Source organism: Ktedonobacter sp. SOSP1-85 (genome assembly GCF_016587415.1).
Classification (GTDB): domain Bacteria; phylum Chloroflexota; class Ktedonobacteria; order Ktedonobacterales; family Ktedonobacteraceae; genus Ktedonobacter.
The window spans coordinates 933,512-946,223 of record NZ_BNJI01000002.1 but is presented as its reverse complement, the minus strand read 5'-3'; the positions used below and the strand labels follow the sequence as shown (position 1 = coordinate 946,223).

The 12,712-nt window shown below is 51.4% G+C and carries 9 protein-coding genes; 6 read left to right on the top strand and 3 right to left on the bottom strand.

From position 1 onward, the window contains the following. Positions 1-153 precede the first annotated feature (153 nt). The 3 genes from KTE_RS32330 to KTE_RS32320 form a co-directional block, all read right to left on the bottom strand. Complete coding sequence (locus tag KTE_RS32330) at positions 154-660, bottom strand: hypothetical protein (protein ID WP_201388883.1); 507 nt, start codon at positions 658-660, stop codon at positions 154-156. Continuing rightward, entirely contained in the window at positions 654-959 is a 306-nt protein-coding gene (locus KTE_RS32325; RefSeq protein ID WP_201388881.1) for a hypothetical protein, read from the bottom strand. Before KTE_RS32325 ends, KTE_RS32330 begins: the two co-directional genes overlap by 7 nt. A gap of 103 nt (positions 960-1,062) precedes the next feature. Continuing rightward, positions 1,063-4,323, bottom strand: a complete 3,261-nt coding sequence (locus KTE_RS32320) for an ATP-binding protein (RefSeq protein WP_201388879.1) — start codon at positions 4,321-4,323, stop codon at positions 1,063-1,065. A gap of 386 nt (positions 4,324-4,709) precedes the next feature. On the opposite strand from KTE_RS32320, the gene KTE_RS32315 reads away from it, so the two are divergent. The 6 genes from KTE_RS32315 (at position 4,710) to KTE_RS32290 (ending at position 12,698) form a co-directional block, all read left to right on the top strand. Next, the gene (locus tag KTE_RS32315; RefSeq protein WP_201388877.1) at positions 4,710-6,212 is read left to right on the top strand and encodes a hypothetical protein; all 1,503 of its coding nucleotides are present in this window, start codon (positions 4,710-4,712) and stop codon (positions 6,210-6,212) included. Between the two features lie 191 nt (positions 6,213-6,403). Then, positions 6,404-6,628 (top strand): hypothetical protein, encoded by a 225-nt coding sequence (locus KTE_RS32310; protein ID WP_201388875.1) that lies wholly within the window; start codon positions 6,404-6,406, stop codon positions 6,626-6,628. A 71-nt stretch (positions 6,629-6,699) separates the two neighbouring features. Then, positions 6,700-8,424 (top strand): hypothetical protein, encoded by a 1,725-nt coding sequence (locus tag KTE_RS32305; protein ID WP_201388873.1) that lies wholly within the window; start codon positions 6,700-6,702, stop codon positions 8,422-8,424. Between the two features lie 144 nt (positions 8,425-8,568). Further along, complete coding sequence (locus KTE_RS32300; RefSeq protein ID WP_201388871.1) at positions 8,569-10,470, top strand: hypothetical protein; 1,902 nt, start codon at positions 8,569-8,571, stop codon at positions 10,468-10,470. 24 nt (positions 10,471-10,494) lie between these two features. Next, positions 10,495-12,144, top strand: coding sequence for a CHAP domain-containing protein (locus tag KTE_RS32295; RefSeq protein WP_201388869.1), 1,650 nt, complete (start codon positions 10,495-10,497; stop codon positions 12,142-12,144). 164 nt (positions 12,145-12,308) lie between these two features. Continuing rightward, the gene (locus KTE_RS32290; RefSeq protein WP_201388860.1) at positions 12,309-12,698 is read left to right on the top strand and encodes a pilin; all 390 of its coding nucleotides are present in this window, start codon (positions 12,309-12,311) and stop codon (positions 12,696-12,698) included. Positions 12,699-12,712 lie beyond the last annotated feature (14 nt).

The window sequence follows — 12,712 nt, the reverse complement described above, 5'->3', positions numbered from 1 at the left end:
ATTACGGTACCCACAGGTATCACACTTTATCAACGGCACGTTTCTGCCTCCTTGCCAGTTATGATTCACCCTTCAGGGTAGTGGGTGTAGTGTGCACTGGCCGCCTGCGGCCGCCAGTACACACTACACCCACACCCCGGGCGAGCGAACTTACTACTTTGCCGCGGTCTCTACAACCCTCATGCCTGCTCCATATGTTTTTTCCATAAGGTTTAAACCAGAATTGGCGAGCTTCACTGATTCGTCCACCATCGTCTTTATTATATTTCCCCAATCTCTCTTCCCAGCGCCCCCCGCCTCTGCCGCTGGATTGTTGATAGTAATATTGTTGGTAACACTATAATGATTATTAACCTGAACATTAACCTGATTAATATTAACCTGATTAATATTAACCTGATTAATAACTTGATTAGTAATATTGATCGTAGGACGCCCCGACGGAGGTGGGGGACTGGCCGGAGGCGCGCCAGGCCCCTGCGGGGGTGGGGGACTCGGAGGCGCACCAGGCCCCTGCTGAGCATTTGGCTTGGCCAGATTCGCGCCAGGTTGCGGCTGTCCCTGCTGAGCATTTGGCTTGACCAGATTCGCGCCAGACCCCGGCGTGGGTGTGGGCTTGTTCAGACCTTTTCCGGCTGCCCCTGGATGGTTGTTTACCACGCCCCCCGGGACGGCATACGCATATTAAAGCCTTTGTTTAGCGCTGGACCCGCCGTGATCGCCTTAGGCGCTGGGCCCGCTGTGATCGCCTTAGGCGCGGGAGCCGATGGAAGAGCTTTGATGGTGGAAGTCGCCGTGGGCGCCTTAGGCGCCGGACCCGCTGTGATCGCCTTGCGCGCGGGACCAGCCGTGATTGCCTTAGGCGCCGGAGCTGATGGAAGAGCTTTGATGGTGGGACCAGCCGTGATCGCCTTAGGTCCAGAATTCAGACTAGGGCCTTTAAAACCAGGATTTGGCATCTCAATTACTCTCCTATTGCTTGCAAAAACTGTAAACAACTTCTCCATTGTTGAGTAATGAAACATCCCATCACACATCCTCCTCCCGAATAGGCGCCCGTTTTTATTCTTCTTCTACATCCTGATCCTGTGGCGCAAAATAGGCTTGTAATCCGTCGCTGACAATGACACGTTCATATTCGCTCATGTCGGCGTTGGCGATGGTATGTAAGACCACACAGTAGCCTACACCCACCAGAGCATCATTAACCTCCTCACTTGCTAGCCAGCTTTGAGCAAGGCTTGTAGCCGCCTGCATCACACCCGCATTTCGCGCCTCCACTGTTGTATGTGCTTCATCCAGAAGCTCGCCATGCAGTCGCTGGATATCCCTGGGTGTCAACAGGGTGCTTACATCACTGCGATACAGGCACCTGGCCTGGCAGATGGTGCATCCGTTAAAGGGTCCATGCCTACGCTGTGAGAGCTGGGTATATTTAGCAATAAATTGATCCAGGTATTCCCCACCCTTTTCAAGCTCAGCCTGAACCTGCTGTAACTGCTCTTCAGAGGAGGACGCACCTTCCGCGCTTAACGTTTGATAACCATTAGACATTATCACAAGCCCATAGGTGAGCATTAAACGTAATTCTTCGGTTACAGAGTACGGCCAGCCAAATTTAGCGCCTCGCGCCTGAATGGCCTGGGCACATCCCTGGACAATGACCATCCGCAAGAGCTCGTCTTGCTGCTCTGTAGAGAGATAGGTCATTTCAGTCTCTATACTCTCAATAAAACGCAAAAGTACTCTCAATAAGCTCTCAGGATTCGCGACGAGGCGCAGCAGAAGATTGGCCCAGAGCCACTGGCTCTGCTCCATATCCAGCAGCCTGGTGGCAGCCTGGTAGAGGGTAGGATTTGGGCCTCCCATCAGGGTCAGCGGGATCTGATAGGCATCATAATCCACGATAGCCTGGAACGGCTTGACCGAGGCATATGTCCGGCTGATACGCTTGAGGTCAGAGTCGGCTAATGGCTGCAAGTTGCGCTTGTAGTTTTCCATGCGCACCAGATAGGAGTGGTCCGCACCCTCCGCGTAGACCACGGCCTGGCCGGGCGTGAGCACTCCCAGGTGCATCTGCTGCGCGGGCGTCAAGTTCATCGTCTGCCCCAGGCTCTTCCGGTCATCCTGCGCGATCAAACGGTGGACAATCTTGAGATTGGTATTCTTCAATACGTCGGGCGCGAGCTTGCTGGGAATCTGCTCCGCGACCAGCACTCCCTGGCCGTAGGCGCGTATTTCAGAGAGCATGTTGGTAAAGACCTCGACGGCCTGGGCGCGCGGGTTCGCCGAGTCGGGATTCGAGGGCATGACTGGGCCGGTATTCTGGAGCAGGCGATGGGCCTCCTCAAAGACGATCAGGTGACGTAGCCCCTGTCCAGTCAGCTTATTGCCACCATTCACGCTATCCGTCTGGAGTCGACGATATTCGTACAAGCGGGAGAGCAAGAGGCCCATGATAAAGGTCTTCTCGTCGTCATTGCCGATATGCTCAAGTTCGAGGATCGTTGGGCGCGCTAGCAGTTCGGCCATGGGAATGCCGCGTGCGCAATCGAGCATAAGGCCCTTCGCGCCAATGCGTAGCGAACCGATACGCGCTTTGAGTGAGGCCTTAATATGCGCATCCGCCTCGGGATTGTACTGGAGACGATCAGCGACAACCTGGGCCTTGCGGTCGAGATCGGCCAGCGTCGGAAAGATAGGGTATTTCTGGCGCTCCGTCCACCTGGTCAGGCGCCTGTTGGTGCCGCTGGTAACATCCCAGCCTTTATCTTCATAGATTTCGTAGATCGCGGTCTCTAAGACCTGGGGCAAGGGCGCATACATGGGGAAGGCCGCGGTAAAGACCGCCTTCAGGAAATCGATATGCGTCATCAGGGCGCCGCTCCCAGGCTCGTCGGTCACCTCAAATTCGAAGGGATTGAGGCGAAAGGGCGCCACCATTTCATTACCGAGCGTATAGATGCGTAGATCGGCTCGCTCACCGAAGGCACTACGTAAGGCGCGATATTCGGTCTTCGCTGGTTCAATCACCAGGAATGGCTTGTTTGCCTCTACCGCCTGATCAAGCAGGTTCATCACAGTCGTCGTCTTGCCACTACCTGTAACGCCAATGACGACCGCGTGCTTGGTCAAGGCATCCAGGGAGATATCGAAGGTCTCCTGTGAGTCATGTCCATTATGCTGGATCTTGCCAAGGGGCAAATTGCCGCTCCCAGGCACGTCGAAATCGACATCGAATTTGACATAATCGTGGATCGCGTACCCGGGCACCTCTTCCCGTGGAAGCTGGATCAGCGTCGCGACCTCCTGTGAACTCAGAAAGGTATAGTACTCCTCCAGAGAGCCTCCATACTTCTCACAGGTGAAGGCACGCAATGGCTCTGGACGCGAATCGGTACCAGCCAGGGTTCCCAGCAAGAGTGAGGCCAGGCGCTGGGCGTCATCAGCCGTGCTAGCCCCAAAGTAGGAATGGACAATCCACTGGCCGGCCGCGGCCGCCTGGTCCAGGCGCTCAAGCTCACGCTCTAACAATTTTTTGAGATACTGGGCACGATAGTTAATCATATCGCCACTGAAGCTTTTTATCTGTGCGCCCGAATCAATGGAGGTAAATTGCTGGTTCTCTTGCTTTGTGGATGACCATTGAACATGTGAACGGGTCGTGATCTGGGTCAGCAGGTCGACGGTACGCATACGCTCCTCGACAACCTTCTGCCGGGGTCGTGGGTGGGCCTGGACCATATAGGCCCAGTTCGCACTATGCATACCCCGAATGACACGCTCCAGTTGCGACTGGTCTCTGGCCCCATTAACGGCATGGGTTACATTCTGTGCACCCGACTCACTCTGGGCAGAGGGACGATCCGGATCGAAGGCCTTCCGACTGGGGATGCCTGTCAAGATTCCCTGGGATTTAAATGGGAAGCGTAGTAAAGCCGCGAGATCCCGAGTAGCCACTAGCTCTAGCACAATTCCGGGGAAGACGCCCTCAAGAATACTCCTGGTCGTCTTCTCAGTTCCTAACGATATATACACAGCCAGCTTTGCTTCCATCCCTAGCAAAAGAAAGCTTAAATCGGCATGGCGCTGATGATGGGCACCCATAACGATGTCCACCACATGATGCGCGAAGTCCATCTCCTTGTTCTGACTCCAGAAGTTTGTCAAACCCTTTACCTGGAAGAAGACCTGCTCCCCCTCTTCCAGTAGATCTACGGCATCAAAAGTCTCTGGCGCGGACCCCTCTAAATTATATCTTTCAAGCCCGGCGATGAGCTTCCCTAGCTTGTTCAATGACTCAACATCAAATCCGGGAACCATAGAAGCAACCTTTCACGAAGAAGACTGGCTCACCAAATAAAAGCACCTTGTACTTATACCTATACATACCTATACAATTGCCAGAATAGCATAAAAACCTTGTTTTTCATAGGTATAAATGGGGAAACTTTTTGTCCCTATTTACCCCTATCTGTTCGTAGCAAATTGCTCTATCATTTAGCTAATACATAGTCATAGTAGAGGACTGCCGCGACTCTAGCCTGCTTTGGCCATCCTACATATTCAGTGCTATTCGTGCATGTATACCAGAATAGCCCAGACTAGTCATTTAGGGCCAAAGCTTGCCATTCTCTAACTGATATGCTTATATACATAAAACGATGTGCATGAAATTAGGTCGCATTATGGGAATAAAAGAAAAGCGTGTGCCAGAGTCAAAAGCGGGGCCACGAAAAAAGCGTCGCTGGCTCTCGTATCTTGACCTCATCATTGTATTTGCAATCTTCAATATAGTGCTAGTCCTGATCTTTTTGCTGCCCAGGACACCTGTTTCGCCTGCCCAGGCAGCCCCTTCACAAAAGAAGCAAGGCAGTCAGACAAGCCTGGCTATTCCAGCTATACCTCATAGCACCCAGGACGTCAAACCGCCACCACCTTCACAGGATCCCCAGCCCAGCCCCCAGTGTACAACTGGGGAACATCTGGATGGGAGTTGCCTGGAGGGTATCTTTAATGATGATGGGGATACCTATAAAAATAGCGTAAAGGACCCAAATAACAAATCGCCTGTCCTGAATCCCCTCGCTGATAATAGCGCCTTATTTTTCTATACACCCTACAAATACACGGTTGATAACTCCCAGGTACGCCAGCTATGGACAGGTATCCTGATAATTGTCGACGCATTTATCGCGCTTATGCTCATGCTCAACGGCATCAGAGTCATCTTCTCGGGCATGGTTTTCCGCTTTGACAAGGCCGTTGAAGAGCTGCCTGGTATCTTTCTCGCGATTATCGCGGCCCATCTCAGCATAACCATTGTCATGGCATTCCTGGGCCTGAATAATATTCTGGTTTATGATACCTACCAGTGGTCCAGCAAATATATCTTCCAGAGCAACGGAATCGCCGCAAGCGAGGGAAACAATCCATACACAGTCAATATCGTCATTGGCGCAGGGCATGACAAAACTCCCGAATACGATAACCTTCCTGATGATCTCAAAAAGGATTGCCCATATACCGCTCCCTGGGATGATATAGTAAATACGTTTTTCAAAGATCATCACTGGTTTGGAACCTATTACTGCAAAAATCTCCCGACAGATGCGATTGTAAGAAGCATTATCATACAAAATGATCTTAATTTCACCGATCTCTTTGATAACCTACAGGACTTATCAAACGGGCTAAAGATAATCCTGAAGGTAATGGCCCTGATGCTTATGGCACAGATGATTATTCGCCTTTTCTTTATTATTTTCTATATCGTTACGGCGCCGCTTGGCCTGGCCTGCTGGGCCTTGCCAGGCAAGATTGGTCAGTCAGTAACCAACCAGTGGCTCAAAGGCTTTATCTCAACCGTCATGGTGCAATTTGTCATGGTGGTAGCGCTCATTATAATGCAAATGATGGCAGGTGCCATACTTCATTTCGTCACTAACCCGATTACTACTGTGGATCGTATGGACATTGGACCAGGGCAGCTCGACATCTTTACACTGCTAAAGCTGATGTGTCTCTGCTTTTTCTGGTTTCTTATTCGTATCCCCTCTCTCCTGGGGACGGCGCCCACGCGCTCTATGGTCCTGGCGGGACAGGGAATGGCCCAGGCCGTTGGCGCTACCATAGCGATCCAGATCGCGGAGGCCCAATTTGTCATACAGTCAGTATCAAGCGTGGCCTCTATAGCAGCTTCTGCCCGCTAGATGACCTATTCACGAAATCCGGGGACCGCACTGACCTTGTAGGGTCCATGCTGGCATAGACTCCGAGACCGGCAGGTCGATACCCTGACGCAGGGAGGTCGCTTCGCTCGCAGTCCATGCCAGCATGGACCCTACAAGGGGCCGGATGCGCTACTAAACATGCAAAGAGAAAACGACAACGAGTAATGCTTATGAATATAAAACGATTGCTCTTGCCTGGCACGAAGCCGCAACGGAGGCGGCGATGGTGGCATTTCCTTGATCTGATTATTGCGCTAGTCGTGGTAAATACGATCCTGGGCTTTCTGGTCTTCTCTTCGCATTCAGTGTCTTTACCAACTGCTGCCCCTCTTCAAGGGAAGCAGGCCCCTCTGGCTGGACTGGCAACCCTGGCAGCCCCCTTGAGCATCTACTAGGATACAGCGACACACAGACCCAGGCTGATCCCTGCGGGGGGATACAGGATGCCACCCAGTATGCCCAATGTGTGCAAGATATCGTGGAGCATTGTAAAAATGATCCTACAGCAACACAATGTGCGGATCTCGCCCAGGCTTGTAGAGCGTCCACTACTCAGCTCCAACAATGTCTGGATGGCCTCAAGGGGAGAAGTACCTATACGCAACAGAATTCAGATCCTAAAATTCAGAACCCTATCGCGAAAGGAAGCCTTCTCTTCTTCTTTACGCCTTACGAAGTCAGTATCGCCAATCCCCAGATAAACTTGCTCTGGGGGTCGATCCTGGCTATTGTAGATATTCTCCTTGTGCTTACGCTTATGCTCAATGGCCTGTATGTCCTTATGGCGGGAACAACTTTTCGCTATGCGCAGGCGGTCGAAAACCTTCCTGGGGTGCTCCTGGCCATTATCGCGGCGCATGTCAGTTTAGCCTTCATACTCGCCATGCTCAGTCTCGGCAATTCAATGACACTGGGCATCTATAACTTTACACAGAACAATCCCGCGATCCATCGCTCGCCCTCGGGCTTTAAAAATGGTGGCAAGACCCAGGATTTGTACCTGCACGTGCTCTTTCCCTCATACAATGAAAAAATGGGGTCAAGCTTCAATGGGGATCCCAACCTTACCCCACAAGAGGCCGCGAAACAGTGGGGAACGCCTCAGACAGATCAAGACATCAAGCAGTTTCAGGACCTGGTCTGCACCTGGGAATGGACAAACTTTGATAGCAATTTAAGGTTGCAAATATTTGGCCCCAATGGCGACTATCAAAATGGTGGTTTATACAATCTTTTTAAACAACGCAACGATGATCTAAAAAAATATGATGGTTCAAAGGTTCCCGATGGCGTACAAACAGCGCTGGACAGTATATTGACAGGAATCGATAGAGATATGCAAGAGTTCAGCAGTGGCAGTGATCGCCTGGCCTGGTATAACGATGCCTTTGTAGGGACTCCATCCCAGGAGTCCTGGGATAAACAGATGGACGATGCCTGGAATCAATATGGTCAGGATATACCACAGGCCGAGAAAAACCGCCTGGGGGATGATCGCTATGGTCGCGGCGGCGAAGGTATGCTACGCGCCAATATTCACAAGCTGCTGCAAGGCGTACCGCCGCACGAAGGCGACATGCTTGAGTATAGCTGCCAGCACGATGCGACAGGAAATAGCTTTCAGCTTGTGCCAGATGACCTGAACTTCAAGGATCTTTTTAAAAATTTACAGGATCTCATAAGTGGCGTATCGGTATTTAGCAAGCTACTGGCCTTGATGTTGTTGGGAATGATGATTGTACGCCTCTTCTTCATTAACTTGTATATCGTTACGGCGCCACTCGGCATCGCTTGCTGGGCCTTGCCAGGCAAGATAGGACAATCGGTGACCCGGCTCTGGTTGCAGGGCTTTCTCTCGACGGTCCTGGTGCAGTTTCTGATGGTGGTAGCTCTGATCGCGATTCAGGTCTTGTTAGGGAACGTGCTGGCCTTTGTCGGAAGCGATCCCAATCATCCCATAGGCAACCTGTCAAACGACACTTTGAGCGAGATTATGCGCATTGCCTGTATCTGGTTTGTCATGCGCATGCCTTCGCTCTTTGGTAATGCTCCCATGCACATCATGTCAATGGCGGGAGAGATGCTGGGACAGGTGGCTGTAACCACAGTACAAGGACAGATAGCACGCGCGCAAATGGTCATGCAAGCAGTCACCAGCGCTGTCGGAGTCGTAGCCTCATTCGCCCGTTAGGGCAGTTGTAGGGTCCAAGCTGGCTTGGACTCGCTCGACCCGCAGGCCGATCCCAGCGTGGGGAGATCGCTACGCTCGGAGTCCAAGCCAGCTTGGACCCTACTATTGAGTCGGTCAGCTTGAGAAAAAAAGATGAGCTTACATATGCTAAAGATAAAAAGAACAAGCCCGCTCAAACGCGGTCAGCAGAAGAAACGCTGGTGGTGGTACCTGGCACTGGCATGTATTGTGTTAGCGGCGAATATGGGCATGCTCTTTTTCAGGCTGCTCCCTACTTTCCAGTACACTATCGCCACTGCCACGCCACACCTACACTTGCCAGACACCATAATGGGAGTCAACACCATCTCGGCTCCCTTTGAGCAGGCCTCTCATCTCACGTCTGATAGCCCCAATCCCTGTGACATTACGCCTGTTCCTGGTACCCCCGTACCATATGATAAAAACTGCCTGGAGGGAAATGGAAACCCTGGGACCTACACAGGCGATAACAAGATCCAGAATCCTATCTCGAAAGGGAACGCCCTCTTCTTTCTCACGCCAGCCGATATCACCATCGATAACGATAGTGTCAGAGCACTCTGGCAATTGATGCTCGCTCTTGTAGATATGCTGCTCGCACTCGTTATCGCACTCAATGGGCTGAAATTGATCTTCGCAGGCAGCGTCTTTCGCTATTCCAGCGCAATTGAAAACTTACCTGGAGTATTGCTGGCGATCATCGTGGCACACATCAGCCTGGTATTTATGACCATGATGATTGGGCTTAACAATAATATGACCGAAGGCATCTATACATTTGCACAAACTAATCCAAATATTCATCGCTCGGCCTCTGGCTTTGGCGCTGGCGACAGGAAAGATCTCATTTTACATGTATTTTTCGATAATATGGGTTCGGATTCACAGACAGAGCAGCAATATGAAAAGATGCCCATGCCCAATTGGCAAGATGCGGCGAAGAAGTGGCCAGTCCCCCCTGGTTTACAGACCTCAACTGCCAAGGATTTGACGCAATTTAATCCAGATATGCACTGCACGCTCGGCAGAATCAATTATGACACGGACAGGCGTAAAACCGTCTTTGGCACAAGCGCCAAAACCCAGGATATTCCTGTCTACACCACTGTCAGAGACCGCGCTAACAACTTCCTAATGCACTCAACCACGATATCGGACGCCGATAAAAATGAGCTTAAAAAAATGGCGCCCGATCTACTGAAAGATTTTGACTACTTCGGCGACAATCACACGAAATGGTTTGTAGACTGGGCCAAAGACAAAAAGAAAATGGATGAACTTGGGAGTCACGACTACTCTGTGGAGGATAATACATGGCGAGACCAATCTAACACGCTTGAAAGCAACATGAGTCTCCTCTTCCAGGGGGGAGGAGTTGGTATCGGCATGGAGGGAGGCGATTACCAGGGAGACGCGATCATTTACTCGTGTGAGAATGATGCCACTGGTACTGCCTTTCAGCTTGTACCTGATAAACTAGACTTCACGCACCTCTTTGATAATCTACAGAAATTGGGCGATTTCACGCAAATGATGGCAAAAATCCTGGCCTTGATGTTCCTGGGCCAGATGATCATTCGCCTCTTCTTTATTAACCTGTATATCATCACTGCCCCTCTTGGCATCGCCTGCTGGGCCTTACCCGGCAAGGTAGGACAGCCCGTGGCACGCCTATGGCTTCACGGCTTTATCTCGACTGTCATGGTGCAATTTCTGATGGTGGTGGCCTTAATTGTAATTCAGGTCTTATTGGGAAATATGCTGGCCTTTGTGGGCGGCGATCCACAGCATCCCATAGGCAACCTGTCGGACGGAACGCTGGGAGACATTATGCGTATCGCGTGCCTCTGGTTCGTTGCGCGTATTCCCTCGCTCATAGGAAATGCCCCAATGCGCACCCTGACGGCAACCGGGCAAATGATGGGATATGCCGTTGGAACAACCATCTCAATGCAAATTACACAGTTTCAGATGATCACCCAGGTGGCGTCTAGCGCGGTATCCATCGCTGCGGCAGCTCGTTAGAAAGGGAACAAGAGGAAGGAACCTATGAGTAACAGTAGAGGCAGTAGTGCCCTGGGACTGAGGAGCCTGGGTGGGGGTGGCGGCATACTAGGCTCCCTTGGAGGCGTTGTAACCACGCTGGGCCTGCACATGTTCGCATTCCTCGTGGGAGGCATCTTCCTCCTGGGGGGCATTGGAGGTTGGTGGACAGCCAATATGAAGACTGCCTATGACAGCGAAATGAACCCACCCGCAACCTCTAGCGACACGCTCGATGGCGACCTTATGCAGATGATCAATTCTAAGAACGCGGTCCTGGTGGGTGTCGCCATTGAGCGTGTCTTGAAAGAGAACTCAAAGGGCAGCCTCAATGTCATTGACCGCAGCAACCCGGTAATGCAGGTCGTGATAAACAAGTTGAAGCAGCAAGGTGGAGGTTCAATACCGGACGAGCCGGACTTCGATCCCATGCAGTGCGCCTACTTTATCCATACAACGTTCCTGGTGGCAGGCGTCGACCTTCCATCCCAGGGGACAGCGCACGAATACTGGACAAATCGCGCACCCTATGAAAGCCGTGGCTGGAATTACATCCCGAATGGCACGGGTATGCCGTCTCCTGGTGACCTGGTGGTGCTCGCAGGTCCCAATCCCGCCGGGCATATCGCCATGGTCGCTGGCGTCGATCCCCCCCAGGGCGGAAAAAACGGCTATGTATATATGGTCCAGGCCAATGCCCCCAACAACTATACTAAAAACGCGGCTGACCATCTCACCTTTATGCGCTGGTCAATCAACTCTTCTGGCCTGATGCAGTCTGGATGGAGTTCATTTACAATTGAGGGCTTTATCCATAACCAGGCCCTGAGTCAGAAGTGGGGAGATCCCTTCCATGCATCGAGTGATGGTTCTGATATTCGCGCTAAAATCGTAGCGGCAGCGCGTTCGCGGCTTGGCGATAAAGAGTGGGGAAATAATTGCAACCACTACGGCCCCTGTGAGGAATGGTGTGCCCTTTTCGCAACCTGGACCTGGCGACAGGCCAGTATCGACTATAGCACAGCCTATGTTCCTGATTTCATGGATTATGGAAGGAAACATGGCACCCTTCATCAAGGACTGTCGAACCCACAGCCAGGGGATGCTATTATCTTTAGCACCGGCGAGGGTCCGCATGGTCATGTCGGAATTATTGTCGAGGTGGAGCCAGACGGTAAAGTCATTAGTATTGAAGGGAACTACAGCAATAAGGTTTCGCAAGTTGGCCCATACAGCCTACATGGCGGGCGCGACGCAACTGCGATCGTTTCTCCCGACATCCCGGCGGGATCGCCGGGAGGTGCAAAATGCGACAAAAACGCACCACCGCTCTCGGATGCGCAAGCACGTGCTCTTGCCGCGCAGGCGGGCTTTACCGGGCATTCGCTCCTGGTGGTTGTAGCAATCGCACATGCCGAGAGTAGCCTCAATCCCAAGGCCTGTCTAAGGAATACTGATACCCACCATACCTTAGATAGAGGCATCATGCAGATCAACAATTATTGGCACAGCGAAGTAAGCGATGCGTGTGCCTTTGACCCTAAATGCTCGTTTGAGCAGGCTTATCGCATCAGTAGCAAGGGCACAAGCTTTCATCCCTGGGCAACTTATACCAGTGGTGCCTATAGAAAGTTTATGCCCAACGGGGAGGCGTGAGAAAGGGACGCAACAATCCACAAATTCTCGTAATTTGTTACGTATTTCATAGAATCTTAGCTTCTATATGGCTAATATGCGCTGGTAGATTGATTTTTGCCTATATAGAAGTTAAGATGCAACGGTAGGGTATTACTCATCAAAGAGAAAGGGACGACGAGCTTATGTTCTTGCTTCACATCGCACAGCTGATGATTGATCCACACCTGGTTTTGAATCAGGTGCATGGGATTATTCCTGTATTCAATAATATTTCTTCGGCCCTCCAGCACCTGGCACCCCCTCCAACACCTGGAGATCCTAAATCAACTGGTGATCCTTATAAGGATATTGTAAATTTTGCGAATAGTATTAGAAGCCTTGTCTATGTACTTGGCTTTACGATCTTCCTGATCGGTATAATAGGCGCGGGCATTATGCGCATACTTTCCTTTGGTAGCGATAGGCGCGTGGCTATGTCCAATATGGCCTTGACGGCGGCGGTTATTGGCCTGATCATCATCTTGCTAGGAGCTGGCCTCTCCACCCTTCTCCAAAACGCCTTCCAAAAGTAATCGCATTGGAGTTT

Coding starts and splice junctions, on each gene's coding strand:
- KTE_RS32325 (WP_201388881.1), bottom strand. CDS start 959: ATGCCAAATCCTGGTTTTAAAGGCCCTAGTCTGAATTCTGGACCTAAG.
- KTE_RS32320 (WP_201388879.1), bottom strand. CDS start 4,323: ATGGTTCCCGGATTTGATGTTGAGTCATTGAACAAGCTAGGGAAGCTC.
- KTE_RS32310 (WP_201388875.1), top strand. CDS start 6,404: ATGAATATAAAACGATTGCTCTTGCCTGGCACGAAGCCGCAACGGAGG.
- KTE_RS32300 (WP_201388871.1), top strand. CDS start 8,569: ATGCTAAAGATAAAAAGAACAAGCCCGCTCAAACGCGGTCAGCAGAAG.
- KTE_RS32295 (WP_201388869.1), top strand. CDS start 10,495: ATGAGTAACAGTAGAGGCAGTAGTGCCCTGGGACTGAGGAGCCTGGGT.
- KTE_RS32290 (WP_201388860.1), top strand. CDS start 12,309: ATGTTCTTGCTTCACATCGCACAGCTGATGATTGATCCACACCTGGTT.